The 26,090-nt window shown below is 66.3% G+C and carries 25 protein-coding genes; 9 read left to right on the plus strand and 16 right to left on the minus strand.

Annotated features, from left to right (window positions below; translation table 11 throughout):
* Positions 1 to 37 precede the first annotated feature (37 nt).
* Complete coding sequence (gene zapE / locus P7F68_RS09995; protein ID WP_002929733.1) at positions 38 to 1,153, plus strand: cell division protein ZapE; 1,116 nt, start codon at positions 38 to 40, stop codon at positions 1,151 to 1,153.
* 156 nt (positions 1,154 to 1,309) lie between these two features.
* On the opposite strand, the gene P7F68_RS10000 is transcribed toward zapE, so the two are convergent.
* From P7F68_RS10000 to P7F68_RS10060, 13 genes are all read right to left on the minus strand, one after another.
* Positions 1,310 to 3,328: a PhoX family protein gene (locus P7F68_RS10000; protein WP_002939473.1), complete on the minus strand. Its 2,019-nt coding sequence runs from the start codon at positions 3,326 to 3,328 to the stop codon at positions 1,310 to 1,312.
* Between the two features lie 87 nt (positions 3,329 to 3,415).
* Complete coding sequence (gene gspN / locus P7F68_RS10005) at positions 3,416 to 4,189, minus strand: type II secretion system protein N (RefSeq protein ID WP_277832808.1); 774 nt, start codon at positions 4,187 to 4,189, stop codon at positions 3,416 to 3,418.
* The gene (gspM, locus tag P7F68_RS10010) at positions 4,189 to 4,665 is read right to left on the minus strand and encodes a type II secretion system protein GspM (RefSeq protein WP_002939487.1); all 477 of its coding nucleotides are present in this window, start codon (positions 4,663 to 4,665) and stop codon (positions 4,189 to 4,191) included. Before gspM ends, gspN begins: the two co-directional genes overlap by 1 nt.
* 74 nt (positions 4,666 to 4,739) lie before the next feature.
* A complete protein-coding gene (gene gspL, locus P7F68_RS10015) occupies positions 4,740 to 5,957 on the minus strand; it encodes a type II secretion system protein GspL (RefSeq protein ID WP_277832811.1) in 1,218 nt (405 codons plus the stop codon).
* On the minus strand, positions 5,954 to 6,883 hold the full coding sequence (gene gspK / locus P7F68_RS10020) for a type II secretion system minor pseudopilin GspK (protein WP_277832813.1): 930 nt from the start codon (positions 6,881 to 6,883) through the stop codon (positions 5,954 to 5,956). Before gspK ends, gspL begins: the two co-directional genes overlap by 4 nt.
* Positions 6,846 to 7,430 (minus strand): type II secretion system minor pseudopilin GspJ, encoded by a 585-nt coding sequence (gspJ, locus tag P7F68_RS10025; RefSeq protein WP_002939495.1) that lies wholly within the window; start codon positions 7,428 to 7,430, stop codon positions 6,846 to 6,848. Before gspJ ends, gspK begins: the two co-directional genes overlap by 38 nt.
* On the minus strand, positions 7,427 to 7,801 hold the full coding sequence (gspI, locus tag P7F68_RS10030) for a type II secretion system minor pseudopilin GspI (protein WP_002929749.1): 375 nt from the start codon (positions 7,799 to 7,801) through the stop codon (positions 7,427 to 7,429). The genes gspJ and gspI overlap by 4 nt, the downstream gene beginning before the upstream one ends.
* Complete coding sequence (locus P7F68_RS10035) at positions 7,798 to 8,295, minus strand: prepilin-type N-terminal cleavage/methylation domain-containing protein (RefSeq protein WP_002939500.1); 498 nt, start codon at positions 8,293 to 8,295, stop codon at positions 7,798 to 7,800. The genes gspI and P7F68_RS10035 overlap by 4 nt, the downstream gene beginning before the upstream one ends.
* Positions 8,296 to 8,343: 48 nt before the next feature.
* Entirely contained in the window at positions 8,344 to 8,784 is a 441-nt protein-coding gene (gene gspG, locus P7F68_RS10040; protein WP_002929754.1) for a type II secretion system major pseudopilin GspG, read from the minus strand.
* Positions 8,785 to 8,789: 5 nt separating this feature from the next.
* Positions 8,790 to 9,992: a type II secretion system inner membrane protein GspF gene (gspF, locus tag P7F68_RS10045; RefSeq protein ID WP_277832819.1), complete on the minus strand. Its 1,203-nt coding sequence runs from the start codon at positions 9,990 to 9,992 to the stop codon at positions 8,790 to 8,792.
* A gap of 13 nt (positions 9,993 to 10,005) precedes the next feature.
* Positions 10,006 to 11,442, minus strand: a complete 1,437-nt coding sequence (gspE, locus tag P7F68_RS10050; protein ID WP_002939502.1) for a type II secretion system ATPase GspE — start codon at positions 11,440 to 11,442, stop codon at positions 10,006 to 10,008.
* Positions 11,439 to 13,466 (minus strand): type II secretion system secretin GspD, encoded by a 2,028-nt coding sequence (gspD, locus tag P7F68_RS10055; RefSeq protein WP_277832822.1) that lies wholly within the window; start codon positions 13,464 to 13,466, stop codon positions 11,439 to 11,441. The genes gspE and gspD overlap by 4 nt, the downstream gene beginning before the upstream one ends.
* A 279-nt stretch (positions 13,467 to 13,745) precedes the next feature.
* Positions 13,746 to 14,198, minus strand: coding sequence for a type II secretion system protein N (locus tag P7F68_RS10060; RefSeq protein ID WP_002939507.1), 453 nt, complete (start codon positions 14,196 to 14,198; stop codon positions 13,746 to 13,748).
* A gap of 192 nt (positions 14,199 to 14,390) precedes the next feature.
* On the opposite strand from P7F68_RS10060, the gene P7F68_RS10065 reads away from it, so the two are divergent.
* The 6 genes from P7F68_RS10065 (at position 14,391) to moaE (ending at position 21,247) form a co-directional block, all read left to right on the plus strand.
* The gene (locus P7F68_RS10065) at positions 14,391 to 16,622 is read left to right on the plus strand and encodes a mechanosensitive ion channel domain-containing protein (RefSeq protein ID WP_277832825.1); all 2,232 of its coding nucleotides are present in this window, start codon (positions 14,391 to 14,393) and stop codon (positions 16,620 to 16,622) included.
* Between the two features lie 80 nt (positions 16,623 to 16,702).
* A complete protein-coding gene (locus P7F68_RS10070) occupies positions 16,703 to 18,688 on the plus strand; it encodes a DNA repair helicase YoaA (RefSeq protein WP_277832827.1) in 1,986 nt (661 codons plus the stop codon).
* A 35-nt stretch (positions 18,689 to 18,723) separates the two neighbouring features.
* Positions 18,724 to 19,239 (plus strand): molybdopterin-guanine dinucleotide biosynthesis protein B, encoded by a 516-nt coding sequence (gene mobB / locus P7F68_RS10075; RefSeq protein ID WP_277832829.1) that lies wholly within the window; start codon positions 18,724 to 18,726, stop codon positions 19,237 to 19,239.
* Positions 19,236 to 20,441: a molybdopterin molybdotransferase MoeA gene (locus P7F68_RS10080; protein WP_002939518.1), complete on the plus strand. Its 1,206-nt coding sequence runs from the start codon at positions 19,236 to 19,238 to the stop codon at positions 20,439 to 20,441. Before mobB ends, P7F68_RS10080 begins: the two co-directional genes overlap by 4 nt.
* Positions 20,442 to 20,465: 24 nt before the next feature.
* Entirely contained in the window at positions 20,466 to 20,726 is a 261-nt protein-coding gene (gene moaD, locus P7F68_RS10085) for a molybdopterin converting factor subunit 1 (protein ID WP_002929772.1), read from the plus strand.
* A gap of 2 nt (positions 20,727 to 20,728) precedes the next feature.
* Positions 20,729 to 21,247 carry a molybdopterin synthase catalytic subunit MoaE gene (gene moaE / locus P7F68_RS10090; RefSeq protein WP_002939523.1) on the plus strand — a complete coding sequence of 173 codons (519 nt, stop codon included), beginning with the start codon at positions 20,729 to 20,731 and terminating at the stop codon, positions 21,245 to 21,247.
* Between the two features lie 78 nt (positions 21,248 to 21,325).
* Here moaE and P7F68_RS10095 read toward each other — a convergent pair whose 3' ends face one another.
* The gene (locus P7F68_RS10095) at positions 21,326 to 21,832 is read right to left on the minus strand and encodes a phasin family protein (protein ID WP_002929777.1); all 507 of its coding nucleotides are present in this window, start codon (positions 21,830 to 21,832) and stop codon (positions 21,326 to 21,328) included.
* Positions 21,833 to 22,131: 299 nt separating this feature from the next.
* Between P7F68_RS10095 and P7F68_RS10100 the strand changes: the two genes are divergently transcribed.
* On the plus strand, positions 22,132 to 22,482 hold the full coding sequence (locus P7F68_RS10100; protein WP_002929783.1) for a DUF2249 domain-containing protein: 351 nt from the start codon (positions 22,132 to 22,134) through the stop codon (positions 22,480 to 22,482).
* Here the strand turns inward: P7F68_RS10100 and P7F68_RS10105 are convergent.
* A complete protein-coding gene (locus P7F68_RS10105) occupies positions 22,479 to 22,688 on the minus strand; it encodes a hypothetical protein (protein ID WP_002929785.1) in 210 nt (69 codons plus the stop codon). The two genes, P7F68_RS10100 and P7F68_RS10105, sit on opposite strands and share 4 nt — an antisense overlap.
* A 14-nt stretch (positions 22,689 to 22,702) precedes the next feature.
* Entirely contained in the window at positions 22,703 to 24,043 is a 1,341-nt protein-coding gene (gene gorA / locus P7F68_RS10110) for a glutathione-disulfide reductase (protein WP_277832835.1), read from the minus strand.
* A 232-nt stretch (positions 24,044 to 24,275) separates the two neighbouring features.
* Here gorA and P7F68_RS10115 point away from each other — a divergent pair, with 232 nt between their 5' ends.
* Entirely contained in the window at positions 24,276 to 26,087 is a 1,812-nt protein-coding gene (locus tag P7F68_RS10115; protein WP_002929788.1) for an SLC13 family permease, read from the plus strand.
* The last annotated feature ends 3 nt before the right edge of the window (positions 26,088 to 26,090 follow it).

A 26,090-nucleotide genomic window follows, 5' to 3' on the forward strand; every position in this document is an offset into this window, starting at 1 on the left:
ACCTGCTGCCCCCAGCACAGCTGAACATCGACCCAAAATGCCTCATCGCATCCTGAACGTTCCCCAGCACGGGATGATCGACGCCTATGAAGCCCAGCTGAAGGCGCGTGGATTCCAGTCCGACCCGGCCCAGCGTGCTGCCGCCCAGCGCCTGCAAGGACTGTACACCGAACTCGTCGGCTTCAAGGCTGCCCGCCAGGGCAGCAGGATCAAGCAGTTCTTCAACAAGCCCCAGATGCCTCGCAGCGTATACTTCTGGGGGGGTGTCGGGCGTGGCAAGAGCTTTCTGATGGACTGCTTTTTCGATGCCGTGCCCTACAAGCGCAAGCGCCGGGTGCACTTCCATGCCTTCATGCAGGAAGTGCAGAACGACCTCAAGAATCACAATCACGAGCCCGACCCGCTGCAGAAGGTAGCGGACCGCATCGCGGGCGCAACCCGGCTGCTGTGCTTCGACGAGTTCCACGTATCGGATATCGCCGACGCGATGATCCTCGGTCGCCTGCTTGACGCCCTGTTTGCGCGCGGTGTCATCTTCGTCATGACCTCGAACTATCCGCCGGATGGCTTGTATCCCAACGGACTGATGCGCATCAATTTCCTGCCCACGATCGAGATGATCAAGCGCCGCTTCGATGTCGTCGAGGTCGACGACGGCACGGACTACCGCTTGCGCACGCTCGAGAAAATGGAGATCTACCTCGTGCCCCACGACGCTGCGGCAGAGGCCAAGATGGGAGAGGACTTCCGCCGTCTCGCGGCCAGCCCGGGCGAGGGCGGCGACATCGAGATCCTCGGACGCAGCTTAGCGGTCGTACGCCAGGCGCCAGGCGTGATCTGGTTTGATTTTGCGACCTTGTGCGGCGGACCACGGTCGCAGAACGACTACCTCGAAATTGCGCGCGAGCACCACACGCTGATCCTGTCCGCCGTACCGAAGATGCTCGTCGGCAATGCGTCCGAGGCGCGCCGCTTCACCTGGCTCATCGACGTGCTCTACGACCACCGCGTCAAGCTCATCATGAGCGCAGAGGTCGAGGCTTACGAGCTTTACACCGAAGGCCACAACGCACACGAGTTCGTACGCACCGTGAGCCGGCTCATGGAAATGCGCACCCGCGACTACCTGGCCGAAGCGCACCGCACTGAATGACAGTCCGTCGCGCCGGGGCCACGTAGGAACGGCGCAAGCCGCGAGCTTTTCGGTTGTTTCGCCTTCAACCCCTCGCGGCTTGCGCCACTCCCACGGCAGCCCCCAGTTGCGGCGGGGCCACGCAGGAGCGGCGCAAGCCGCGAGCTTTTCCGCTGGTCAGAGACCGATCACGCCGCCGTCGTTGCGGGTGATGATCACCGTGGCGCAGCGCGGACGCGGGCCCGACGGGTCGACCGTCGTGTAAGGCTGCGGACGATCGGGCCAGTTGCTGGTGAAGTTGCCCGGCGTCGAGCGGTCCCCGGGGTGCTGGTTGTTCACGAACATGGTCTTCCCATCAGGTGTCGTGATGACGCCAGTCACCTCCTGCTCCCTCGGCCCGACATAGAAGCGGCGGATCTCGCCCGTTGCCGGTTCGGCGGCCAGCATCTGGTTCTCACCGAATGGGCCCGAACCCTGCTGCGAGCCGCTCATGTCGGTCTGGATCCACAGGATACCGTTCGGGTCGATCCAAAGGCCGTCCGGGCTGGCATGGATGGCATCCTCGCCCAGCGGTTGAGTGGCGTCGCCGAGTTTGCCGCTGTCGGTCAGCGTGCCGGAAAGCACGAAGATATCCCACTCGAAACTCAGTGCCGCAGCGTCGTTGCCGGTTTCGCGCCAGCGCACGATATGGCCATAGGGGTTGGGCGCACGCGGGTTGGCCGCGTCGGCAACGGTACGGCTGCTGTTGTTGGTGAGCGTGAAGTACACCTCGCCGGTATGCGGGTGCACCGCGCCCCATTCCGGCCGGTCCATCGGTGTCGCGTCAACCGTGGCCGCGGCGAGGCGGGTGTTCAGCAGCACATCGCCCTGGTCGCTGAAGCTGACGCCCTTGGCCAGGCAGGCAGCCAGGAAGTCGGCGTTGTTGAAGTCGAGCGCGAGCCAGCGACCGCTGCCGTCGGCATCGAAGCGGGCCACGTAGAGCGTGCCGTCGTCCAGCATGCTGCCGTTGGCGGTGGCAGCCGAGTAGTTGGCGCGGGTCACGAACTTGTAGATGTACTCGTTCTGCGAGTCATCGCCCATGTAGAAGACGACGGGGCGGCCTTCGACCACCGGCGCATACACACAGCCCTCGTGCGCGAAGCGGCCGAGCGCGGTGCGCTTGATCGGGGTCGAGTCAGGGTCGAAGGGGTCGATCTCGACCACCCAGCCGAAGCCGTTGACCTCGTTGCGATAGTCCTCGCTGGCGGACGCGGCCTTGACGCTGACGTCGAAGCGCTCGTACTCGTCACCGGCCACGGTCTCCCAGCGGTAACGGCCGCTCGAGGTGGCAACGCCGTATCGGCTGTGTTCGCGCGGACGGCCGGTCTTGTTGACGAAGTAACCGGCCCAGTTCTCCTCGCAGGTGAGGTAGGTGTTCCAGGGCGTGTAGCCGTGGGCGCAGTTGTTGAGCGTGCCGCGCGTGCGGGTGCCATCCGGACTGTACTTGGTGCGCACCTTCTCGTGGCCGCGCACCGGACCACGGATCGCCATCGGGGTGGCGCCGGTGATGCGGCGGTTGTAGGCACCGCGTACGATTTCCCACTGGCCATGGGCGGTGCTGCGAATCTCCACCACCGCGACGCCGTGTGCGGCGATCTCCTTGCGAACCTCGTCGGGCACGGTGCGGATGCCGCCCACCGTCGTCGCGCCATTGGCATGCAGCACGGGCTGCACGATGTACTCGTGGTTCATCACCAGCAAGCCATGAGTCGAACTGCCGCCGATCGGGAAGAAGTGCATGCCGTCATGGCACATCCCCATCTGCTGTTCCTGCTCGGCGCCGGTGTTGGTGCCGTCGGGCTTGTACTCGGGGTAGGTGCCGCAGATCGGCGTGCCGAGCGGCAGGAAGGGCGTGGCCGTGTAGCCGGCGGGCACGGTCGTGGTGTCGGCACGCGTCACTGCGACAGCCTGGAAGCCAAGCTTGGGCTCGCTGAAGCCGGGTGCGGCGGGCGTCTCGACTGCCGGGGTGTCATTGTCGCTGTCCGACACGCAGGCCGTCAGCGTGGTCCCGAACAGGGTGGCGGTGGCCGCAGCCATGCTCCCCTTCATCAATTGCCGGCGCGACATGCGCACGGCAAGGACCTCGTTGAAATGGGGGGAGGGGCAGTCCTCGCGCAGCGGTTCGTCGAGGTAGGCCTTGGTCGGGGAATTGCTCATTGGTGTAAGGCTCCGTGGCCGTGGTTGAGAAACCGACAACTTAGGGGCTTAGCGATACAAAAAAATTATGAATTTCTTGCAGTTTGATTAAAGGCTCCCGTGCCGCCACTGAACTTGTAGCGTGCCGTCGGCCTGACGCTGCATCACGTCACCGGTCAGGGCGCCGAGTTGCTTGACTAGCTCGGGGTCGCCACCGATGCGGATGTCGCCACTGCTTCTGTGTGTGGCGTGCACCACCATGCTGGCGCTTGCCTGCAGCCGGTTGTCGCTTGGGCTGACCACGACGATCGATAAGGTGCGCTCTTCAAGTCCGAGCTGTAGCCCGAAGCGACCGAGCGATGGCCCTGGCAACACGCTGGTCGCAAGGGCGGACAGCTCCAGTGCCATCGCGCCCCTACACCTCATGCGCCAGTTGCATGCGCCTTCGCCTGCAGGCACTGAGGCACGTGCATGCCAACCGAGGCGGGCGGCAGGATGCGTGAGCGTGCGGATCAGTGGTGCGATATCGACCGGGTGGACCTGCCAGCGCAGTTCCAGGCCGCTCTGGCTGGCTGTGACGTTCAGTACTGGCTGGTCGTCGAACTCGACATCCAGTATCGGCCTCCCATGAATGAGCCCGAAGGGGGCAATCTGCCAAGCCACGGTCAGCCAGCGTATATGACCCTGCGGGGTGTGTTCGGCGAGTACGCCCCGGCCTCTCCAGAGCGTTCCCGAGCGCTCGAGCAGGCGGATGTGATGTCCGCTATGGGTAGCCAATGCGGTATCGATGAGCGCCGCCGGGGCCTGGGTGACGATGAAGGCAAGCAGGAGGAATGCCGCTAGGAGCCACTGGCGGGCTGCTGGTTGGAGGCTGCTCGTCATCAACGTACGAGCGCTGTGGGGTCGAGACGGATCAGGAAGCGACCGTTGCCGGCATCGAAGTCGAGTTCGCTCACGCGCAAGCGGTGCCGGGAATGCAGTTCAGCCAGCCACGGCAGCAAGCGTTCCAGGGAGCTCGAACCGGAAACGATGACTGCTGCCTCCTCGACCCGGATGTCGGTGACGAGGCCGTGCGCCATGGCCGACGCTGCCAGTTCTGCGGGGCCGGCTGGTGATGTGGGTGATGGGCTGCGGCGCAGGTGGGCGAGTTCTGCTGCGTCTCGCTCCATCATCTGGACGCTGAGGATGAGGGCGGGAAGCTGGCGGTCGAGCCGCGTGCGTTCGGCGATCATCCAGTCGCCGATCATCCATGCCAGCGCACACGGCACGAAAAGGCAGGCGATGCGTAGCGCCCATCGTTCGCGTGGTGCGAGGTTGGCGAACTGCGTACTCAGGGCGGAGGCGAGGCGTTTCATCATGACGGGGCGTATGGGGGCGTATGGGGCGTATGGGGCGCGTTCGGAGGGCGGAGAAGCGGGAGACAGTAGCGGTCTCAAGGCTGCGGCTGGAGGTGGATGCGATGGCCCTCCAGCCTGGCGCTCAGACCACGGTGGGCGAGCGGCGCAGTAGCCGGCAGCGGAGACGCGAGCTCCGCCTCGAGCCGCGGCGTGCGGTAGGCCATCTGCAGTGGCAGGGAGCTGTTCGCCTCGATGAGCGCCTGGAGCAGGGCCAACAGGTCGCCCGCGCTGAGCAGGCCGTGATCGCGTCGTGCTTCATCGAGGGCTCGACGCAACTGTAGCTGCGGCGCAATCGCAGGCGTGGCCGGCAAGGCATCGGCGAAGATCGCACGCTCGCGGCCTTCCAGCTCAGCGACCGTGTTGCGGTCGACCGCGATGCCCACCGCAAGCGCGATACCGGCGATGAGGGTGGCGGCGCCGGCTAGAGCGGCCGGCAGGCGCAGGGCGCCCCATATGCCTGTGCCCGCAGATGCTGCGGGGGCGAACGGACCGTGCAGCAGGTTGGCGGCAAGCAGGCTTCGCCCCCACAGCCCATCCAGCGAGCATTGGCTGATCTCCATCGCGCACTGTCGCGACAGCAGTGTCATTTCGGCATCGGTGAGCGGCGTGGCGGTGGTGAAGACGAGTTCGGCCGGCTGCTGTGCCGGTTCGGCCGTGGTTGCCAGTGTCAGTGCGCAGGCCAGGGTGTCCCCGCGGGCAGGGGCGGCCGTGGTCGATGGTGTGTGCGGTGGCATGTCGACGGTGATCGCCCCGTCGGGACCCGCGCGCAGGCTGAGGCTGCCCGTTCCGGCATCGATCGCCTGCCAGCACGTGGTGGTCGCAGGCAGGCAGTCGACAAGGGCCACCGCGCGCCCGAGCGGACGGCGAAGGGCTTCGAACTGTGCGCAGATCTGGCGCAGGCGGGCGTGGGCAATCACCACCGCAAGCAGCCGCCGCCCCCCGGGCTGCTCCTCATCGGCGCGCTCGCTCGTGATCGTCACATGCTCATGGTCGATGTCACGCGCCAGACGTGCCTCGAGGGCGTAGCGAATCAGAGGCAGGCGGTCGCGTCGCTTGCTTGGCGGGACGCGGAGGGCGGCGAGCAGGCAGTCCGCGCCGTCGATGAGCGCGACGTGCTCGCCTGCGTTCGGCCAGTGCGACGGTGCGCTGCGGCCATGTTCGACGATGCGGCCGTCGCGGTCGAGCAGCGCCCACTCGCAGTCGGGTTGATCTGGCCAGCGTTCGGGGATGATGAGGGCGAGTCGGGTGTTCATTCGATGCGATACCAGATGATGTCCACGCTGGTCTGGCGACGGTCGAGCAAGGCTTGCAGGCGCGTGATGGCCTCACCGTAGCCGGCGTGGATGTGGGCAATGAAGAAGCGGCTGTGTACGTCGAGTGCGCTGGCTGCGGGCAGGTCGAGGCCCGGTCCCAGCAGCGCAGCGATATCGCCGCGGTTGCGGAACCAGGCGTGCGTGCGTGCAGCGACCATGGTCCGGGCCGCAGACAGGTCGAGCCCATCGATGGTGGCGGCAAGGACCTCGGCGCTCGCCATGTTGGCGTTGATCGGGGCTCGGGCCGGCAAGGTGGCGACATGCGGCGTGAGTTGCGCGATTGCCTCCGGCGTGAAGGCGGGGATCGCGATCAGCTCGCCGACCTCGGTGAGCTCGAAGGCCTGCTTGCCGGACTCGGTGCCGGTGGCCGGCTGCAGGTGCGCTTCGAGCGCGTCCGCGAGCAGTCGTGCGCGCACGGCGTCACCGAGCACGAGCGCGAACAGACGCTCGGCTTGCCTGCGTGCGCTGGTGTGCGCGGGATTGCCCGGATGCAGGGCGTTGAGGTCGAAGCGGCCGGACAGCTCGTTGATGCGGCCGCCAACCGTGCCTGCCTTGGGGTCGCGGTCGATGGGTGTGGGCGGGATCTCGATTGCCCACGGCTCGCCGGCGTGGTCGGCTGCACTGGTGCGGCGGTCGTCTGCAAGGACGTTGCGTGTCCAGTCCACGGCGGCGATCGCGAGTTGCCGCGACTGCGCCTGTTCGAAGCGGCCCTCGTGCACTTCGATGCCGAGGCTCAGATCGGCGAGCGCTGCCGCAGCGAGCACGGCGGCGAGGCCGACGGTCAGCAGGGCGAGCACGATCGCGGCACCGCGCTGGCGTGCGTGGCCTTTAGCGCAGCGCGAACACACGGCGAATCGTTCCCACATCCGACAGTTCCATTTCGAAGGCGATTGCAGCAGGTAGACCGGCGTCCTGTGGCTGCTCGGGCGGCCACGCTGCGACCCAGCGGTCACCATGCAGGAACCGCCAGTGCAGCGCGTTCACACGGTCCAGAAGGCGCACGCGGCTGGGTTCCGCGGCTGCATCGGGGCCGTCCCAGATCCACCACTCGAGGCGATCGCCCACGAGCAGCAAGGCGGCGTCCTGCACCGGCCCGCCATCGGCCGCAGGCGAGGCAAAGCGCAGCATCACCTGGGCCGGGCCGGTGCCGACCGCTTCGGGTTGCCGGCTGGGGGGCGGCCCGTGGGCTAGGCGGCCGGTGCCGGGCAACGCCTGTAGCAACTCTTCGTCCACGCGTGCGACGGCGGTCGTGATCGCACGCCAGCGCTCGAGTTCGGCACCGACATGCTGGCGCGTGGTGATCAGGCTGTCGGTCGCTCGCCAGGTGAGCAGGCCGAGCAGCGCGAAGAGCGCGAGCGCAATCATGAGTTCGATGAGGGTCATGCCGCGCGCGTGGTCAATGCGCAGGCTCATCGCGGCGGCCTCGCGACGTACCCGCTCATGCGTCCGAGCGGGCGTTTGTCGTCAGCCGCGCTCACCTCGACGTCGATACGGCGGAACAGGTTGTTCGGCGTCGCACTGATGCGTTCGGTCCACACATAGCTGCCGCCTGCCATGTCGACCCGACCCTGGCGTTGGCCGAGTGCGGGCCACTGACGGTGGGCGCGCATCTCCGCCAGCCGGTTCTGCGCCACCCAGCTTGCAACGGCGTGTTCGCGCAGGCCCGCCGCGGCATGGATCGTGCTCCCCAGCGCCCGTGTTGCAGAGAGCAGAGCGATCGCCACGATCGATAGCGCCACCAGCATCTCGAGCAAGGTGAAGCCCGCTGCGCGCCTGGCGTTCATCGTCCGGCTCCGGGATGCTCGAGGCGATGGAGCACGCTACCGGCGCGGCTGCCGTCCAGGACGTGCAGTACCCCTTCGTGCGCGAGCGCCAGCCGGTACTGTGGCGGTCTCGTACCAAACTCGATGCGGCGGTGAGCCGGCGAGGCGGTGGTGCCCGCCTGTCGGCTGCTCGTGGCCAGACTGTGCCAGGCCAAGGCTGCTGGCAGGCGCCTGGGCTGCAGGGCAGGATCCGCATCGATGCGCTGCCATTGGCCGTGCCGATCCAGGCTGGTGAAGCGGTAGCCGTCGGCCTGGAACTCGATTGCCAGGCGCTGGCCGCGGATGCTGGCACGGTAGGCGGCGGTCTCGAGCGCCTTGCGTAGCTGCTCTACGGCCACAGCCGGGTCGCGCTCACGGTCGGCAGTCACGGCGAGACTCATCGCCCCGGCCGCGATACCGAGCACGAGCAGGGTGACCAGGACTTCGACGAGCGAGAAGCCGCGGGCGGGGCGCATGGCCTGGTGGCTGGCAGGGAAGCGGGCGGTGCCGGACTGGGCCTGCGCTCAGGGCTGCCAGGAGCCGATGTCGGCATCGAAGCCGTCGCCGCCGCTGCGGCCGTCGGCACCATAGCTCATCACATCGACCTCGCCATTGATACCGGGGTTCAGATACTGGTACGGGTTGCCCCAGGGGTCGCGCGGCAGGCGCTCGACATAGACTTTCCAGTTGGGCGGCAGCGGGGCCAGCGTCGGCCTGCTCACCAGGGCCTCGAGGCCTTGCTGGGTCGTCGGGTAGCTGCGGTTGTCGAGTTTGTACAGTCTGAGCGCCTGCATCAGCGAAGCGATGTCCTGGCGGGCGGCGACCACGCGTGCTTCATCCGGACGGCTCATCACCCGTGGTACGACGAGCGCGGCGAGCACGCCGAGGATGACGATGACGATCATCACTTCGATGAGGGTGAAACCGCGCGCGCACGGCGCCTTGTGGAGCAGCAGTCTGGACATGTGGATTATCTCATCAGGGTGTTGATCTCGATGATCGGCTGCATGACGGCAAGCACGATCAGTAGTACGAAGGCGCCCATCAGCAACAGCAGGGCGGGTTCGAGCAGGCTGGTGAGGGTAGCGCTGCGGCTCTCGAGCTCGAGTTGCTGCAGGCGGGCGGCCTTGTCGAGCAGCGCTGCGATCTGCCCGGTTGCCTCGCCGTTGGCGACCATGTGCAGCAGCAGCGGTGGAAAGCTGCGGGTGGCCGCAAGGGCGCGCGACAAGGCCATGCCTTCGCGCACGCGCTCGGTAGCGCTCGTCACCGCCTCGCGCACCGGAAGACGTTGCACCACGCGGCCACCGGCATCGAGCGCGCGCAGCAAGGGCACGCCGCTGCCGACCAGGATGGACAGGGTGCTCGCGAAGCGGGTGGCGTCGAGGGTGCGCAGGTGGCGGCCAATCAAGGGCAGGCCAAGCAACAGCAGGTCGACCCGGCGCCGAAAGGCCGTGTCGCGCAGCGCCGCAACGAACGCAAGGCCGAGGGCGCTGGCAGCAATCAGCATCACCAGGCCCCACGCCTGGATGAACTCGGACAGCCCGATCGTAATGCGGGTGAGTGGCGGCAGGCTCTGCCTCGACTGGGCAAATACGCCCACCACTTGCGGCACCACCCAGACCATCAGTGCGACGACGATGACGAGCGCGACGCAGGCAACCAGGCATGGGTAGATCAGTGCCTGTTCGGTCTTGCGGCGAAGGATGTCGTTCTGCTCAAGATGGTCGGCCAGTTGCAGCATCACGCGTGCAAGCTCGCCCGATTGCTCGCCAGCCGCGACCGACGCCCGATACAGGGTGGGGAACTGGGCCGGGAAGCGCTCCAGCGCGGCGGCAAGGCTCAGCCCTCCGACGATTTCGCTACGCACTCCGGCGAGCACGCGGCGCAACGGCTCGGTGTCGGCCTGTTCGATCAGCGCCGCCAACGATTGCTCTACCGTCAGCCCGGAGGCAAGCAGGGTGGCCCACTGCCGGGACATCAGGGTAAGCACGCTCGCCGGCAGGCGCGCACGCATGGCAGTGTTCGCGTGCTGGCGGCCGATGCCGCTGACCTCGAGCGGTGCGAGGCCACGTTCGCGCAGCGCGCTGCGGGCCGCGCGCGCGCTGTCGGCCTCGATCACGCCGCGTTGTTCGCGTCCGCCGGCGTCGAGCGCTCGGTACTGGAATGCCGCCATGGTGTTCGCCGCCTCAGTCGCGCATCACACGCTGAAGCTCTTCGAGCGTGGTCGTGCCGTTAGCGACGTGGCGCATGCCGTCGTCGTAGAGGCTGCGACTGCCCGTCGCGCGCGCGCGCTGACGCAGCTCGGCTTCCTGGCAGCCGTCGTGGATCAGGCGCGACAGCGTCTCATCCACCGCAATCAGCTCATGGATGCCGAGGCGCCCGGCGTAGCCGGTGTTGCCGCAACTCGGACAGCCGACCGCGCGCCAGCGGCCCTCGCTGCTTTCGGTATCAGCGGGTTGCCGGCATGCGGTACACAGCTTGCGCACCAGGCGCTGGGCAAGCACCCCGCGCAGGGTGGATGCGAGCAGGAAGGGCTCGACCCCCATGTCGATCAGGCGGGTGACGGCTGCCGCGCTGTCGTTGGTGTGCAGGGTTGCCAGTACGAGGTGTCCGGTCAGGCTGGCCTGGACGGCGATGCGGGCGGTCTCGAGATCGCGGATCTCGCCGATCATGATCACGTCCGGGTCCTGGCGCAGGATGGCTCGCAGTGCGCGCGCAAAGTCGAGATCGATGCGCGCATTGACCTGGATCTGACCGACGCCGGGGAGGTCGAACTCGACCGGATCCTCGACCGTGATGATGTTCATCCGGGTCGCGTCGAGCGTGCGCAGCGCGGCGTAGAGGGTGGTGCTCTTGCCTGAACCGGTGGGACCGGTGACGAGGATGATGCCGTGCGGTTGGGACAACAGAGCCTGGAACTGCCTTACGCTGTCCGGCGCCATGCCGAGGGCGTCGAGCCCGAGCTGCCCCGCGCTCTTGTCGAGCAGGCGCAGCACCAGGCGTTCACCGTGGCTGGTTGGCAGGGTGGAGACGCGCACGTCGATCTGGCGTCCGGCCAGGCGCAGGCTGATGCGGCCGTCCTGCGGGAGGCGTTTCTCGGCGATGTCGAGGTTGGCCATCACCTTGATGCGCGAAGCCATCGCGGCGTGCAGGGCGCGGTGGGGGCGGGCGATGTCCTGCAGCACGCCGTCGCGGCGCAGTCGTACCACGGAGGACTGCTCGTAGGGCTCGATGTGCACGTCCGAGGCACGGTCGCGTACCGCTTGGGCGAGCAGCGCGTTGATCATGCGGATGATGGGGGCGTCGTCCTGGCGCTCGAGGAGGTCCTCGACCGCGGGGAGCTCGGTCATGAGCTGGGCGAGGTCGATCTCCTGGCCGACGTCCGCAACCACCTCGGCCGCATTGCGCTCGCCATCTCCATAGGCCTGCGCCAGCGCAAGCTCGAATGCGCCCGGCGTTGCGGTCTCGATGCGTAGCGGGCGGCGCAGGAAGCGTCTGGCCTCGTTGACCGCGCCGAGTGCGGCACCACTGCGTACGAGCAGTTCGGCTTGCGCTTCGTCGCCGCCGCGCAACAGCACGCCTTGGCTGCGTGCGAACGCATAGGGCAGGGAGGGCTGGCTCATCGCGACACCTCGTCCGCAGGCGGGCGGATCAGCAACTCGGCAACCGGTACGATGCGGGCATCGACAATCGGCGGTAGTTCGGGGGCGGAGTCCTCGCCGCGCATCAGCTGCCTGGGCAGGGCGCTGGCGCGCTGCTGGCCGATCACATACTCATAGCGAGACTGGGTCATCTCGGCGTAGCTGTCGCGGTCGCGCAGGATCACCGGGCGCAGGAACACCACCAGATTGGTCTTGCTGCGCTTGCGCGTGTTGTAGCGAAACAGGCTGCCGGCGACCGGCAGGTCGCCGAGCATGGGTACCTTCTCCTCGCCGCCCGCATAGCTGTCTTCGACCAGGCCGCCGAGGGCGATGATGGCTCCGTCATCTACCAGCACCATGGACTCGATCGAGCGCTTGGTGGTAACCGGGCCGGTTGCTGCATCGACGTTGCCGACGACCGCCGAGGCTTCCTGGTAGATCTGCAGGCGAATGGCGCCGCCTTCGGAGATCTGCGGCCGCACCTGCAGGGTCAGGCCGACATCGCGGCGCTCGATGGTCTGGAACGGGTTGGCCGGCGTGGTGCCGCCGCCGGTGTTGGTGTACTGGCCAGTGACGAAGGGCAGGTTGCGGCCGACGACGATCTTGGCCTCCTCGTTGTCGAGGGTGACGATGTTGGGCGTCGACAGGATGTTGGCGCGTACCTCGTTTTCCAGAAAGCGGGCCAGGACGCCCAGGCTCAGTACCTCGCCGATCCCCGGGATGTTGACTCGACCGCCACCGATCGCCAGGTTGAGCCCGTTCCCGGGCAGGCTCGGATTGCCGCTGGCGGTGCTGGCGATGAGCTGCAGCAGGTTGTTGCCGCCGCTGCCGAAGCTGCTCCCGCCGATGATGCCGGTTGCGCCCGAACCGCCACCGACCGAACCTGCCCCGACCCACTGCAGGCCGAACTCGGCCGCGCGCTCGGTGGAGATCTCGGCGATGAGGGCTTCGATATAGACCTGGGCGCGGCGGCGATCCAGTTGATCGATCACCTGGCGCAGGTTGCGGTAGATGGCGTCCGGTGCGGTGATGATGAGGGCGTTGTTGACTACGTCTGCCTGGACGCTCGCGTTCGGGTTCGCGCTGCCGCTGGCAAGCGGGATGTCGGTGCTCGGGCGTCCGCCGCCGTCGCCGCCGTCGGCTGCAGTGTTCGCGAAGCCGCGCGCTGTGGTGGCCGCTGCGGCCGGAGTCGCAGTGCCGCTCAGGGCGCTGTTGAGCGTCGCGGCAACATGGCGTGCTTCGGCGTTGCGCAGGTACACGACGTGGATGTTGCCGCCTGCGCCTGGGCGGTCGAGCGAAGCGACGAGCTGACGGATTGCAGTGAGCCGGCTGGGGTTGTCGGCACGTACGAGGAGGGCGTTGCTTCGGGGTTCGGCCATGACCTGGGGCACCGTGGTGCCGGGTTGGCCAGCGCCGCCCTGCTCGGCCAGCAGGCGAGCGAGGACTGGGGCCAGGTCGGCGGCGGCGGCATGCTGGAGTTCGAGCACGGCGACGTCGGTCTGGCTGATGTCGATGGCGGCGATGACTGCCGCGATCTGCTCGATGTTGGATGCGTAGTCGGTGACGACCAGGGTGTTGTTCGACGGAAACGCGGTGACTGTGTTGTTCGGCGAGACAAGCGGTCTGACGACGCCGAGCATCTGTGTGGCCGACTCGAAGCGCAGGGCGAAGACCTGGGTCACCAGGCGGTCTCCGCGTGCGCTGACCTGGCGGGTGCCGACAGGTGCCGCATGCTGCTTGGCATCGGCCTCGGGAACGATCTTGACCACGCCTTCGCCTTCCACCGCGGTAAACCCCTGCAGGCGCAGCGCGGACAGCAGGATCTGGTAGCTGAGGGCACGCGGCACCGGGGTGTTGGTGACGATGTTGAGCTTGCCCTTGACGCGCGGATCAATGAGGAAGTTTTGCCCGGTGATCTCGCCGACGGCATGGATAACCGCGTCGATCTCGGCATTCTGGAAATTGAGCGAGATGGTCTCTTCACGCTGCTGGGCGCTGGCAGGCATGCTCAACGCGAGCAGAACGGCAACACAACTCGCATGCAGGCACATTGGCAGCAGGGGGAGGATCGACTTTCGGATCGCCTTGCGGATCGATGTTGTGAAGCGGGCTGAAGGCGAAGGTCGGGGAAATGAGGCGACCGGATTGGGCTCAGCGTTGATGCGCACTGCTAGGGGCATTTTCTTGGGCTGCAGATCGGGAAATGGAAGGGGGATGGGGCGGATGCTCGGACTGGTCAGGGGATTGCGCCGATGGGGTGACTGGCCGCGGACGTGGGGAGGGGGTTACTCCCCTTGTTCGGCGGTGAGGTGCTGGCGTGCTGCCAGATCAAGCCTCACCGAAGCACCCTCGCGCTCGAGGATGACGTGGTCGGGGTGGATGGACGCCAGTCGCCAGCCGTCGCTGCTGGTGCCTCCGGCCCCGATTGTCTTCACGCTGCCGTCAGCGGTCTTGAACAAGGCGAATCCACCTGCGTCGCCAAAGCCAGTGGCCAGGCCGTGGAGGGACAACGGCGGCCGGGCCGTGGCGCTGCTTGCGCTGCCAGGCCCGGGCTTGCCGCCGGTGCCGGCGATACGCAGGATGCCTTCGGCAGCGCTGACCGGATCGGTTTCATGGAACGCCAGCGCCGCAGCTTGCGGTGTCGCGTGGAAGGACCAGTACGCCGCAGCCGCCAGCCAGCTGGTGAAGCTCAGGGCCAGAATCCAGGCCAGCGGCGCAATCCACCGCATCGCCAGCATTGCGGCTCGCCTCTGTGCCTCCCCCCTCAATGACATGCTTACTCCGGCTGACCGTTACAAATTCGTTGCGGATGATGCATGGCTTGTGTGACGCGAGTGTTATCTGCCCCGGCGCAGTGCTTTGGAGGCCGGCTGTGGAACTGCCCGGGTCGCTGGCGGGTCTTTACGGGCCGGACATGAAGGAGTTCCGTTTTGGCACGTAAGCTCATTCCCTTGTTTGCCCTGATCGTCCTGCTTGCGCTCGCAGGCCTGTTCTCCGCAGCGACGCTGGCTGCCGCAGCCGCCCCCGTGGATCCGACTCAGCCGCCACATCAACGTCTGGCTGACCTGCTCGAGGATGACGCCACCCGCAGCGTGCTGATCGAACAGCTACGCAGCCTGGGCGAGGAGGGTGCCGCGCGTGCGCTTGAACCCGAGGCGCCCGTCGAGTCGATGGCGGGGCGCGTTGCCGCGCTGACGCAGAGCCTCGCGCAGGGAACGGTCAGCGAGTTCGGTGCCGCTCTGTCTGCGCTCGGTGAGGCGACCGGGCAGCTTGCCGATGCCCGGCTCGATTCCGTGCTGTGGCAGCTTGGCGAATTTGCCGTACTGGTCGTCGTCACCCTGGTCGTCCTCCGCGCGCTGGCGGCGGCCGCCGGCGGGTTGTTCGCCGCGCTCGATCGGCAGGCCGGCGCGGCCGATGGGCCGCGCGCACTGGTCTGGGGGCGACGGCTCCTGGCGACGGCCGGCGCAGGACTCATCGACCTGCTCACCATTGCATTCGCCTGGCTTGCCGGGTATGGCGTGGCGCTGTTCGTGATCGGCGAGTCCGGGGCGATACGCGTGCACGAGTCCCTGTTTCTGAACGCCTTTCTGATGGTCGAGGCCGTTCGGGTGGGGCTCCGTATCCTGTTGTCCCGGCATGGCGACACGTTGCGTGTGCTTCCCGTGACGGACGAAGAGGGCGCCTACTGGTACCTGTGGGCATCGCGCATGGTGTTCTTCGTCGGCTATGGCCTGATGCTGCTGGTCCCGGTGATCGGCCACTATCTCAGTCCAGCGCTAAGCCGTGCGGTGGCCATCGTGATCATGCTCTCCGCCCTCCTCAAGGCGGCCGTGATCGTGATGCAGAACCGACAGCGCGTGCGTGCTGCCATCGAGGCGCTGGCCGAGCGCATGCAGTCTTCCTTTGCTCGCATCAGCATCACGATCGGCGCGCGTACCTGGCACATCGTGGCCATTGCCTACCTGGGCGCAATCCTGGTCACCGCCATTCTCTATCCGCAGGATGCGCTGCCGTTCATGGTCGCTGCAACGGCGCAGACCGTGCTGGCAGTTGCCTTGGGCATCGGCCTGGCGGCATTGCTGACGCAGGTGATCCTGCGCCGGATCCGGCTCAGCGAGGCGCTGCAGCAGAAGTTTCCGTTGCTCGAAGCGCGTCTTAACGCCTATGTGCCGACGGCGTTGAAGATCGCCCGCTTCGCGATCCTCGCCGTGGTCGTGGCGGCAATCGTGGACGCGTGGACGCCATTCGACCTCGGCGCCTGGCTGGTCTCCGACGCCGGCACGCGTCTGCTCGGCAAGCTGGTGTCGATCGCGCTCATCGTGGCGCTCGCCTTGCTGCTGTGGCTCATCGTTGCGAGCTGGATCGAGTTCCGCCTGAACGCCGAGGCGGGCGGCGAGCCCAATGCCCGTGCGCGCACCCTGCTGACGATCTTCCGCAATGCGGTGGCGATCGCACTGGTGGTGGTGACTACGATGGTGGTGCTGGCGGAGATCGGCCTCAACATCGCGCCGCTGCTCGCCGGCGCAGGCGTGCTCGGGCTTGCGATTGGCTTCGGCGCCCAGAAGCTGGTTCAGGACGTGATCACGGGCGTCTTCATCCAGCTCGAGCGCGCGATCAACGTTGGTGACGTGGTCACCGCCGCCGGGGTTACCGGCACGGTGGAGAAGATGACCATCCGCTCGCTGGGCATGCGTGATCTCTCCGGCACCTATCACCTGTTGCCGTTCTCATCGGTCACCACCGTGGCCAACTACAACCGCGACTTCGGCTACCACGTTGGCGAGTACGGCATCGGCTACCGCGAAGACAGCGACGAGGCCATCGTCCAGCTGCGCGCGGCCTTCGATGAACTGCGCCAGGACCCCGCTTTCGCAGGGTTGATCCTGAGCTCCGAGCTCGAGGTGCACGGGGTGACGGCGCTGGCCGACAGTTCGGTGAACATCCGCGTCCGCATCAAGACGGTGGCGGGTTCACAGTTCCCGGTTGGTCGCGCCTACAACCGCCTGGTCAAGCGTCACTTCGACGCTGCCGGCATCGAGATCCCATTCCCGCACATGACGCTCTACTTTGGCGAGGACAAGCAGGGCAAGGCGCCGCCTGCGCGCATCAGCATGCTGGGGGCGGGGCCCGCGCCGGGTGGGGTGGGGCGATCTGCCGGATAATGACAAACGGGTGCAGTCGCGAAGGCGGATAGGGCCGGCAAGCGCTATACTCGCGGGTCTGCCCAGAACCCGCCGTGCCCATGTCCGACCCGACCCCGCTTTTCGCCGACGATGGCCCGCTCGCAGCTGCGATTCCTGGCTTTCGAGCCCGTCCGCAGCAGATCGAGATGGCACGGAAGATCGCCGAGGCGCTGCGCGAGAGCCGTGTGCTGGTGGCCGAGGCCGGAACCGGTACCGGCAAGACCTTCGCCTATCTCGTACCGGCGCTGATGGCGGGCGGCAAGGTCATCATCTCCACCGGCACCAAGACCCTTCAGGACCAGCTCTTCAACCGCGACCTGCCGACCGTGCGTGCCGCGCTCAAGGTCCCGGTGAGCATCGCGCTGCTAAAGGGCAGGGCCAACTACGTCTGCCACTACCACCTCGAGCGTAATGCGCGCGATGGCCGCTTCCTCACCGCGCAGGACGCCGCCGACCTGCGCGCAATCGGCCGTTTCGCCCAGGTCACGCAGACGGGCGACAAGGCCGAATGCACGGACGTGCGCGAAGACTCGCTGGCCTGGATCGCCGCAACCTCGACGCGTGACAATTGCCTCGGCCAGGACTGCCCGCACAAGGACGAGTGCTTCGTGATGCAGGCGCGGCGTAATGCGATGGACGCCGACGTCGTGGTGGTCAATCACCATCTGTTCTTCGCCGACGTGATGCTGCGCGACGAGGGCCTGGGCGAGCTGCTGCCAGCCTGCAATGCCGTGATCTTCGACGAGGCTCACCAGTTGCCGGAGACCGCGAGCCTGTTCTTCGGCGACAGCGTGTCCACGGCCCAGGTGCTGGAGTTGGCGCGTGACACTCGCTCCGAAACGGTGGCCGCAGCGCGCGACTGCGTGGCGATGATCGACCAGACGCGCAACCTCGAGAAGGCCGCGCGCGACCTGCGCCTGGTGTTCGGTACCGAGACTGCGCGCATCTCGGCTGCGCAGGCGGCCGAGCGGGAGAACTTCGATGCCATGGTCGAGGCGCTGGAGAAGTCGCTGACCGAGTTCCAGACCGTGCTCGACACCCAGGCCGAGCGCTCCGAAGGGCTCGCAAACTGCCTGCGCCGCACCGAGGAGATGGCTGCGCGCCTGGCCAGCTGGCGCAGCCCCGAGGACAAGGACCTCATCCGCTGGGTCGAGGTGTTTGCCCAGTCGCTGGCGCTCAATGCCACTCCGCTGCATGTATCGGACGTCTTCAAGCGCCAGCTCGAGGGCCACCCGCGGGCGTGGATCTTCACCTCTGCGACGCTGGCGGTGGGCAAGGCGGACTTCGGCCACTACTGCCGCGAGATGGGCCTGGCCTGGATGGATCCGCCGCCGCTCACCGCGGTGTGGGGTAGCCCCTTCGATTATGCCGAGCAGGCCTTGCTGTATGCCCCCGCCGGCATGCCCGAACCGAACTCGTCCGAATACACCGAGCGTGTCGCCCAGGTGGCGCTGCCGCTGATCCGCGCCGCGCGAGGGCGTGCCTTCGTGCTGTGCACCTCGCTGCGCGCGATGCGCCGCATCCACGAGCTGATCCTCGACGGCCTGCAGCATAGTGGGGACGAGTTGCCGGTGCTGCTTCAGGGCGAGGGTTCGCGTACCGAACTGCTGGAGCGCTTCCGCCGTCTTGGCAACGCAGTGCTGGTGGCGAGCCAGAGCTTCTGGGAGGGCGTGGACGTGCCCGGCGATGCGCTGTCGCTGGTGGTGATCGACAAGCTTCCTTTCGCTCCGCCGGACGACCCTGTGCTGGCCGCGCGCGTCGAGCACATGCAGAAGCAGGGCTTGAGTCCCTTCGTGCATCATCAGTTGCCCAAGACCGTGATCAATATGAAGCAGGGCGCCGGGCGGCTCATCCGTACCGAGCGCGACCGTGGTGTGCTGTGCATCTGCGATCCGCGCATGATCGAGAAGTCCTATGGCAAGGTGGTGTGGCGCAGTCTGCCGCCGATGCGGCGCACGCGGGCCGAGACCGACGCGGTTGCCTTCCTGGCTTCGTTGCCGCCGCCTCGTGCCAGCGCACGCAGCCCCGCGCAGGGGAGCGGCTGAGAGCGGTCTGTTGTATCCTTCAAGGCTATCTCACGATGCCTGCGGGCAATGCTCCGATGAAAGTCTTCGGTTTTGGCGGTTGGTCGGGCTCAGGCAAGACGACGCTGGTGGAGAAGCTGATCCCCGAGTTCACCGCGCGTGGTCTGCGCGTGTCGGTCATCAAGCATGCACACCATGGTTTCGATCTGGACAAGCCGGGTAAGGACTCCTGGCGCCACCGCGAGGCCGGCGCCACACAGGTGCTGATGCTGTCCAACGACCGCTGGGTGCTGATGCATGAGCTGCGCGGCGCGCCCGAGCCCAGCCTGGAAGAGCAGCTGCGCTTGCTCGAGCCCTGCGATCTGGTGCTGATCGAAGGCTACAAGGCAGCGGCCGTGCCCAAGATCGAGATCCATCGGCCCGCCTTGGGCAAGCCGCCGCTGTGGCCGGATAACCCCCATGTGGTGGCGGTGGCAAGCGACCTTGCCATCGATTGCCCGCTGCCTCTGCTTCCGCTCAATGAACCGGCGCGGGTCGCCAGTTTCATTCTCGACCATCTGAAGATTCAATGAACGGCACCATGCTCTCTTTTGACGAAGCCTACGAAAAGCTGCTCGGATTCGCGCGTCCGGTACGCGAGATCGAGCAGGTGGACACGATGTTCGCCGCCGGCCGGGTGCTCGCGGTCGCCCAGTTCTCAACGATCGACCAGCCGCCGATGGACAACTCGGGGATGGATGGCTACGCGCTGCGTGCCGCCGACGTTCCCGTTGCCGGTACGCGCCTGCCGGTCAGTCAGCGCATTCCGGCGGGCAGTGTCGGCCACGAGCTTGCGCCGGGCACCGCGGCGCGCATATTCACTGGCGCCCCCTTGCCGCAAGGCGCAGATGCCGTGGTGATGCAGGAGTTGTGCGAGCACGATGGCGCCGAAGTCATCATCAACACCGTGCCACGTTCCGGCGAGGCGGTACGAAGGATGGGCGAGGACATCGCGCGCGGTGAACTGATCCTGCCCGCGGGCGAGAGGCTTACGCCGCAGGCGGTCGCGCTGGCGGCGTCGGTGGGCCTGGCCCAGCTGCCCGTGCTGAGGCGGGTGAAGGTGGCGATGTTCTCCACCGGCTCCGAGTTGGTGATGCCGGGCGAGCCTCTGCCGCCCGGGGGTATCTACAACTCCAATCGCTACATGCTGCGCAGCCTGCTTGTCGGCCTGGGGTGCGAGGTGGAGGATTTCGGCATCGTCCCCGACCGTCTCGATGCTACCCGCGAAGTCCTTCGCCGCGCCGCGCAGGGCCATGATCTCATCCTTACCAGCGGCGGGGTGTCGGTCGGCGAGGAGGACCATGTCAAGCCTGCGGTCGAGGCCGAGGGTAGTCTGGATATGTGGAAGATCGCGATGAAGCCGGGCAAGCCCTTGGCGTATGGCCATGTGGCAGGGGCTGCATTCATCGGCCTGCCAGGCAATCCGGTGTCGAGCTTCGTCACCTTCCTGATGATGGTGCGTCCCTTCCTGCTGGCCACGCAGGGCGTGCGCGAGGTGGCGCCGGCGGCGCTGGCCTTGCGTGCCGATTTCGATTGGCCGCGGCCCGATCGCCGACGCGAGTTCCTGCGTGCGCGCATGAATTCGCAGGGTGGGGTGGAGCTGTTCGACAACCAGGGTTCGGCGGCGCTCAACTCGACGGTATGGGCAAACGGGCTGGTGGATATTCCTGCGGCCACATCCGTCAGGCGCGGCGAGAGCGTCCGCTTTCTGCCCTACGGCGATCTGCTGCACTGAATGAGTACATTGACGGGACAGGACATGACGAGCAAGGTGAAGGTTCTTTATTTCGCCAGCCTGCGCGAAGCGGTTGGGACGCCTGGCGAGGAGTTGGCGTTGCCGGCCAATGTGGGCACCGTCGGTGCGCTGCGGGAGCATCTCGCTGCACGGGGCGACGCGTGGGGGGCGATGGCGGCAGGCCGTAACGTGCGCAGTGCGGTTAACCAGCGCATGGTTGGTGCCGACGCGCCGGTGGCGGCGGGGGACGAGGTCGCTTTCTTTCCGCCTGTGACCGGGGGCTGAGCATGGGGCGCTACAAAGTCTGCGTTCAGGAAGACGACTTCGACGTCGGCGCGGAGATTGCCGCGCTCAGTCAGGAGCGTGCCGATGTGGGGGCGGTCGCCAGCTTCGTCGGCCTGGTCCGTGACGTCAACGACGGTAGCGGCGTATCGGCGATGACGCTCGAGCACTATCCCGGGATGACCGAGCGTGCCCTCGAAGAGATCGTGATCGAGGCGCGTGCACGCTGGTCGGTACTGGATGCGTGCGTCATCCATCGCCATGGTCGACTCATGCCCGCGGAGCGCATCGTATTCGTCGGCGTAGCCAGCGCACATCGCGGCGATGCATTCGCCGCCTGCGAATTCATCATGGACTACCTGAAGACACGAGCTCCGTTCTGGAAACGTGAAGAGACCCCGGATGGCGGGCGCTGGGTGGATGCGCGCGAGGCGGACGATTCGGCGGCTGCGCGCTGGAGTGCCACGCCGGCCGACGATGTCTCGATAGACGACAGCTGGGACGAGATCGAGCAGCGTCGTTGAGCGTGCTGCAGCCCCGCAAGGCATAACGGCGCCCGAGGGCGCCGTTATGCCTGCCTGCGCGGGACTCCGGCGGGCAGCTTACTTGCGGCCCTTGCCGCCCTGCTGGGTGAAAGCCTGGAAGGCCTCCGTCGAGGCACGGGTCATCTGCTCGAAGGCCGCGCGCGTGGTGTCCATCGCCGTCTGCATGGCACCGAGGGCGTTCTGGTCGGCGATCGGCATGCCCTTGAACATCTTCTGCATGGCGTCGAACATGTCGGTGCTGCCGGTGCTCAACTGCTCACCGACGAGCTTGCCGAACTCGGCCTGAGTGCGTGCCGTGATCTCGGCGATTTCGCGCGCACATGCGAGCATCTGCTCGGTGGTGCTCTGCGCGTAGTGGGCGCGCAGCTCCATCATGCCCTTGGGGTCCTTGGTGCTCGACAGTGCCTTGGCATTCTCGACGCCTTCCTCGAACAGGCGCTTGGCTGCGCCGACCTGGATTTCCATGATGCGCTGGGAGTTCTCGATCGACATCTGCGCCAGACGCATGGCCGCTTCGAGATTCTTCTTCTGAAGTTCGTTGAACTGATCCTGTTTGGTAGCCATAAGCACTCTCCACTCCCGCCATGCGGCGCTGATTTATATGTCGTGAGGCGTCCCTCGGCACGATTGCAGATCGATATCCCTGTTCGGGTATGCAAGCTCGTGCTCCCTCGCCTCAGCCGCACAATAGCACAGCGCGGGTGTGCGTTAGCGGGCAATCGCCTGTTGCTGAGCCCGAATCGGGCAGTGCGCCCTGCATAGCGGGGTGTGTTTCTTGTTCTTCCTCAAGGCGACGGCCTTTGCGGCCAAATACGATTTCCGGGCTGCGAATCCGGCCGCAGGACAAGTCCGGTATCCCAACGATGGAAGACACCACGATGTTCCAGAACGACGTTCACCCCTTCGACGCGCGCGGCGTGGCCAAGCGCTTCCGCCATGCTGCCATCTTCGGTGCCCTCGAATCGCTCGAAGACGGCGAGGTGATGCGGTTCGTCAATGACCACGACCCGCTGCCGCTGCTTGGCCAGATCCAGCAGCGCTACGGCAACCAGGTGGGTATCACCTATGTCGCACGTGACCCGGGCAATATCGTCATCGACTTCAAGATCCAGCTTGGTGCGCCGGCCAGCGCGGGTGCGCCCGCCGCTGCGGCGGCAGCCACAGGCGGCGGATGCGGCGGCGGCGGCGGACACGGCTGCTGCTCCGGCCACTAAGGCTTGCCGTACTTGCGATAGACGGCGCGTGCGTCGGCGGCCGCGCGCTCCGGCGTACAGATCGACGGATCGTCGTCGTGACCGCTGAAGAAGTCGTCCGCCTGGGCGGCCATCACCAGTTTGATGGCCGCCTTTTCGCTTTGCTCGTAGCGTTCGTAGAGCAGGGTGGCCACTTCGTCCAGGTGCTGTTCGTAGGTCATGGGCATGGGGAGGCTCCGTTTCAGCGCAGGGTCACGAACTCTTCGGCGCTGGTAGGGTGGATGGCAATGGTGTCGTCGAAATCGCGCTTGCGGGCGCCCATCTTCACCGCCACGGCAAAACCCTGCAGCATTTCGTCGGCACCCTCGCCGATGACGTGGGCACCGACGATGCGCTCGTCTGCGCCGGCGCAGATCAACTTCATCGATGTTCTTGGTCTGTGCTCGGTCAGGGCGTGGTACATCCCGGTGAAGCGGGTGCCATAGACCTTTACCTGCTCATGGCATGCGCGCGCCTCCTCTTCGGTCAGGCCTACCGTGCCAATCGGGGGGTGGCTGAAGACGACGGTGGGTATGGTGTCGTAGTCGAGCTTGCTGTCCTTCTGGCCGAGGAACAGGCGGGCTGCGAGTCTTCGCCCTGCCGCAATTGCGACCGGGGTGAGTTCTGCGCGACCGGTGATGTCGCCGATGGCGTAGATGCCGTCGACGCCCGTATTCTGGAACGCGTCGGTCGCGACCATGCCGCGTGCGTCGGCACTCAGGCCTGCCGCTTCGAGTCGAAGGCGGTCGGTATTCGCCCGGCGGCCGGTCGCCCACACCAGGGCGTCGACTTCGAGCACGCCGCCGCCATCGCAGGCAACGCGCAGGCTGCCGTCCGCCTGCCGTGTCACTGCCTCCACGCGAGTGCCGAAACGCAGGTCTACGCCGTCTTCGCGCATCTGGGCGCCGAGTTCGTCGCGCAGCATGGCGTCGAAGGGGCGCAACAGATGCGGTCCGCGCACCAGCATGTGTACAGTGCTGCCAAGGGCGTTGAGGACGCCAGCCAACTCCACCGCGATGTAACCGGCACCGACCACCGCAACCCGACGCGGCTGGGTCTCGAGTGCAAAGAAACCGTCTGAGTCGATGCCGAACTCTGCGCCGGGAGTATCGGGGACCTCGGGTCGGCCGCCCGTGGCGATCACGATGTGAGGCGCGCTGAAGCGTTCTCCGTCGACCTCGATGGTGTGTGCATCGACAAATCGTGCAAAACCCCGAACGACATCGACGCCTGCCTTGTCGAGCATGCTGGCGTAGATACCGTTGAGACGCAGCACATAGGCATCGCGCCGGGCCTTGAGCGTTGGCCAGTCAAAGTGGGTGGAGCCGACCGTGAAGCCATAGCCGGGTGCGTCGCGCATCGCCTGGGCGAGGTTTGCGGCGTACCACATGACCTTCTTCGGCACGCAGCCGACATTCACGCAGGTGCCGCCGAGACGCGCGGCCTCCACGACGAGGGCGCGGGCACCGTATTCCGCCGCGCGGCGGGCGCTGGCAACACCTCCGCTGCCGCCACCGATGGCGATGAAGTCATAGTTGCGCATGTGCGGGCTCCATTGTGTGCTGGGGCGGCGGTCATCGCCGCCGGGTAAGGAATGGGCGACATTTTCGCTGCTTGGCCCGCGTTTGTGGACTTGCCGGACGCGATATCGCTGCTTTGCCAAGCTCGGGATGTAGACCTGTCTGGAGATATAAAAAGATAACTTTATATTCTTTTGAGATCTTTGAGCGATCCGGTAAGGTGCGAGTCTTCATTTTGCACTGCACCACTCCGCCATGCTCATTCCTGACAGCGCGCATGCACTGATCGTCGGCATCGTCCTGATCGGGCTGTTCATCACTTTCGTGCGCGAATGGGTCAAGGCCGACGTTGCAGTGATCTGCGCCGTTGCCCTGCTTCTTGCGCTGGGACTGCTCACGCCTGCGAAGGTATTGAGCGTGTTCAGCAACAGCGCACCAATCACCATCATCTGCCTGTTCATCATCAGCGGGGCGCTCGGTCGTACGGGCTGTGTTGACAGGCTCGGGGAGTGGATCGGCAACGTGGCGGGACATAGCGAGCGCCGCCTGCTGCTCGCGATGCTGCTCGTCGGTGTTGCCGTGTCGCCCTTCATCAACAACACACCGGTTGTCATGGTCATGATTCCGGCAGTGATTGCGATGGCTGGGCGATTCTCGATTGCCCCCTCGCGTCTGCTCATTCCTCTGTCCTACGCAACGATCCTGGGCGGCCTTATCACCATGGTGGGGACCTCGACCAACATTCTGGTCGATGGTGTCGCTCGTGACATGGGGTTGGCGCCGTTTACGATGTTCGAGATCAGTGCGCCGGCGATAGTCATGGCACTGATCGGCTGCACGTTCATGCTGTTCTTTGCGCAGCGCTTCCTGCCGGCACGCGAGACACTCACCCAGCAGTTCTCGGGCAGCAGCGACCGTTTGTTCATGACCGAGCTTTTCGTACCCGAGAACTCGCGTCTGGCAGGTCGTACGCTGAAGGAAGCGCGTCTGTCGAATGGCGTGATCAAGGTTCTCAAGCTCTTCCGCGGCGAGGAGGAGTGGTCTGCGCCGGCTCCCGACACACGTCTCGAGGTTGGCGACCGGCTGGTCGTGCATACCCGCAGCAGCGCAATGGTCGATCTGCGCAGCACCGATCTCGTCGGTTTGCGCGCGCAGACGCCGCCTGCGGCCGACCCTCAGGACCTGGAGACCCTGCGCAGACGCGACGTCGTAATCGTCGAGGCTCTGGTAGGACAGACCTCGCGTTACGTGCAACGTCCGATCCGCGACCTCGATCTGGCCGCTCGCTACGGCATCCATCTGATCGCCGTACATCGGCGCAATGCCTCCATCCCGGACGTGGGGGACGACTTCCAGCTCCAGTTCGGTGACGTGCTGCTGGTCGAGGGCACACCGACCCAGATCAAGCGCTTCTGCGATAACGGCGATCTGTTTGCCATCACCGATGGCAAGGTGTCGGCGACCCGAAGCACCAAGGCGCCGATCGCACTCGCGACCATTGCGGGGGTGATGCTGCTTGCCGCATTCAACGTGATGCCGATCGAGGGCCTGGCGATCATCGGGGCGGCGGTCGTGCTGATCACTGGCTGCATTCGTCCCGACGAGGCCTACAAGTCCGTCGAATGGCCCATCATCGTGCTCATTTTCGGCATGCTCGCAATCAGCATCGCGATGCGGGATTCGGGTCTGGCAGCGATGCTGGCGGGTAGCCTGGTGACGGTGGGAGAGGGCTTGTCGCCGTGGATGATGCTTGCGCTGGTGATCCTGATCACTTCGATCGCCACCGAGTTCATCAGCAACAATGCGGTGGCGGTCCTGTTCACGCCGGTCGTCATCGGCGTCGCCCAGCATCTGGGCGTGGATCCGCGCCCCTTCGTGGTCGGGGTGATGTTTGCCGCGAGTGCAAGCTTTGCCACGCCTATCGGCTACCAGACCAACACGCTCGTCTATAGCGCGGGCAACTATCGCTTCTCGGACTTCGCCCGCCTCGGCATCCCGATGAACCTCATCGTGTGGCTGACGGCAAGCCTGTTGATCCCGCTGTTCTGGCCACTGAACCCGCTCTGAACG

The organism is Thauera mechernichensis (assembly GCF_029588855.1).
GTDB classification, from domain to species: domain Bacteria; phylum Pseudomonadota; class Gammaproteobacteria; order Burkholderiales; family Rhodocyclaceae; genus Thauera; species Thauera mechernichensis.

Excerpts from the sequence above, each read along its gene's own strand:
- zapE (WP_002929733.1), top strand. The coding sequence starts at position 38 with ATGCCTCATCGCATCCTGAACGTTCCCCAGCACGGGATGATCGACGCC.
- P7F68_RS10000 (WP_002939473.1), bottom strand. The coding sequence starts at position 3,328 with ATGAGCAATTCCCCGACCAAGGCCTACCTCGACGAACCGCTGCGCGAG.
- gspN (WP_277832808.1), bottom strand. The coding sequence starts at position 4,189 with ATGACGAGCAGCCTCCAACCAGCAGCCCGCCAGTGGCTCCTAGCGGCA.
- gspM (WP_002939487.1), bottom strand. The coding sequence starts at position 4,665 with ATGATGAAACGCCTCGCCTCCGCCCTGAGTACGCAGTTCGCCAACCTC.
- gspL (WP_277832811.1), bottom strand. The coding sequence starts at position 5,957 with ATGAACACCCGACTCGCCCTCATCATCCCCGAACGCTGGCCAGATCAA.
- gspK (WP_277832813.1), bottom strand. The coding sequence starts at position 6,883 with ATGTGGGAACGATTCGCCGTGTGTTCGCGCTGCGCTAAAGGCCACGCA.
- gspJ (WP_002939495.1), bottom strand. The coding sequence starts at position 7,430 with ATGAGCCTGCGCATTGACCACGCGCGCGGCATGACCCTCATCGAACTC.
- gspI (WP_002929749.1), bottom strand. The coding sequence starts at position 7,801 with ATGAACGCCAGGCGCGCAGCGGGCTTCACCTTGCTCGAGATGCTGGTG.
- P7F68_RS10035 (WP_002939500.1), bottom strand. The coding sequence starts at position 8,295 with ATGCGCCCCGCCCGCGGCTTCTCGCTCGTCGAAGTCCTGGTCACCCTG.
- gspG (WP_002929754.1), bottom strand. The coding sequence starts at position 8,784 with ATGTCCAGACTGCTGCTCCACAAGGCGCCGTGCGCGCGCGGTTTCACC.
- gspF (WP_277832819.1), bottom strand. The coding sequence starts at position 9,992 with ATGGCGGCATTCCAGTACCGAGCGCTCGACGCCGGCGGACGCGAACAA.
- gspE (WP_002939502.1), bottom strand. The coding sequence starts at position 11,442 with ATGAGCCAGCCCTCCCTGCCCTATGCGTTCGCACGCAGCCAAGGCGTG.
- gspD (WP_277832822.1), bottom strand. The coding sequence starts at position 13,466 with ATGCCTGCCAGCGCCCAGCAGCGTGAAGAGACCATCTCGCTCAATTTC.
- P7F68_RS10060 (WP_002939507.1), bottom strand. The coding sequence starts at position 14,198 with ATGCTGGCGATGCGGTGGATTGCGCCGCTGGCCTGGATTCTGGCCCTG.
- P7F68_RS10070 (WP_277832827.1), top strand. The coding sequence starts at position 16,703 with ATGTCCGACCCGACCCCGCTTTTCGCCGACGATGGCCCGCTCGCAGCT.
- mobB (WP_277832829.1), top strand. The coding sequence starts at position 18,724 with ATGCCTGCGGGCAATGCTCCGATGAAAGTCTTCGGTTTTGGCGGTTGG.
- P7F68_RS10080 (WP_002939518.1), top strand. The coding sequence starts at position 19,236 with ATGAACGGCACCATGCTCTCTTTTGACGAAGCCTACGAAAAGCTGCTC.
- moaD (WP_002929772.1), top strand. The coding sequence starts at position 20,466 with ATGACGAGCAAGGTGAAGGTTCTTTATTTCGCCAGCCTGCGCGAAGCG.
- moaE (WP_002939523.1), top strand. The coding sequence starts at position 20,729 with ATGGGGCGCTACAAAGTCTGCGTTCAGGAAGACGACTTCGACGTCGGC.
- P7F68_RS10095 (WP_002929777.1), bottom strand. The coding sequence starts at position 21,832 with ATGGCTACCAAACAGGATCAGTTCAACGAACTTCAGAAGAAGAATCTC.
- P7F68_RS10100 (WP_002929783.1), top strand. The coding sequence starts at position 22,132 with ATGGAAGACACCACGATGTTCCAGAACGACGTTCACCCCTTCGACGCG.
- P7F68_RS10105 (WP_002929785.1), bottom strand. The coding sequence starts at position 22,688 with ATGCCCATGACCTACGAACAGCACCTGGACGAAGTGGCCACCCTGCTC.
- gorA (WP_277832835.1), bottom strand. The coding sequence starts at position 24,043 with ATGCGCAACTATGACTTCATCGCCATCGGTGGCGGCAGCGGAGGTGTT.
- P7F68_RS10115 (WP_002929788.1), top strand. The coding sequence starts at position 24,276 with ATGCTCATTCCTGACAGCGCGCATGCACTGATCGTCGGCATCGTCCTG.